Source organism: Streptomyces tricolor (assembly GCF_002155905.1).
Lineage (GTDB): Bacteria > Actinomycetota > Actinomycetes > Streptomycetales > Streptomycetaceae > Streptomyces > Streptomyces tricolor.
Genome location: NZ_MUMF01000448.1, coordinates 1 through 1,127 on the forward strand (window position 1 = coordinate 1; position 1,127 = coordinate 1,127).

Consider the following 1,127-nt stretch of genomic DNA (forward strand, 5'->3'; position numbering starts at 1 on the left):
CTGCGCACCCTGGTGCACGACGGATACGTGCGGAAACTGGACGACGGCGGCTTCGTCCTCGGTGACAAGCTGAACTCGCTGCACACGGCGGGCGGCACCCAGACGCTGCTCAGCCGGGTGCGCCCGACGCTGACCGCCCTGCGCGACGAGCTGTCCAGCGCCGCCTACCTCACGTTCTACGAGGACGGCGAGATCAGGGTCGCCGAGATCGTCGACGGCCCCCGTACCCCCCGGGTGGATCTGTGGGTGGGGTTCGAGGACGCCGGCCACGCCACCGCGCTGGGCAAGTCCGTGCTGCGCGAGCTGGACGAGGACGCCCGCCGGGACTACCTCTCCCGGCACCACCTCGCCGATCTCACCCCCCGGACCATCACCAGCGTCCCGGAGCTGCTCCGCAGGATCGAGTCGCCCCCCTTGGCCCCGGCCGTCACGGACCTGGAGGAGTACACGCTGGGCACCGTGTGCGTCGCCGTGCCCGTCTACCGCGGGAACACCCTCGGCTCCCTCGGCGTCTCCCTGCCCGCGGAGCGGCAGGAGCGCATCCAGCAGGTCCGGACGCGTCTGCTCGCCATCGCCGGCCGGGTGACCAGGGGGCTCTCGCTCACTATCTGAAATCCCGCGCCTTGTGGCGGCCCGCCCCCGGCCCGTTTGCTTGATGAAACGGACACTCCGGGTGTGCACCCCCTACCGGCGAGGACTGCGGACGCGACATGAGCCAGGCCCGACACCATGGTGGCGACCACGCGCCGAGGCGGCTGTTCCGGAACCGGCCCGCCGCCCGGGGGCCGGTCCGCCGGTGTGCCGCCGGGCAGCTGGCCGCGGGCCTGCCGGTGCTGGTCGTCGCCGTCGTCGTGCTCGTCGACGTGGCCGGCGGGGCGGGTCTGGTCTGGCTGCCGCTGCTGGCGGCCGGCCCCGCGCTGGCGGCCACCACCAACGGTCCGCGCGGTGTCCTCTGCGTCGGTCTGCTCGCCGCCGCGGCGGGCGCGGCGCTGGGCGTCGGGCACGGGGTTCCCGCCGGGGAGCTGGCGGCCGTCCTGTGCGCCCTGCTGGCGGTCACCGCGGCGAGCGGGCTGGCCAGCCTGTTGCGGGGCCGTCGGGAACGGGTCCTCGCGGCCGTCCGCTCGGTC

The 1,127-nt window shown here is 74.7% G+C and carries 1 protein-coding gene and 1 pseudogene; both read left to right on the forward strand.

Annotation, left to right across the window (positions count from 1 at the left end; genetic code table 11):
• The coding region (locus tag CCN44_RS29205) for an IclR family transcriptional regulator (protein WP_107502116.1) at nucleotides 1–612 on the forward strand (612 nt) is incomplete at its 5' end.
• 98 nt (nucleotides 613–710) lie between these two features.
• Nucleotides 711–1,127 (forward strand): annotated as a pseudogene (locus CCN44_RS29210) (serine/threonine-protein phosphatase); the annotation flags it as partial.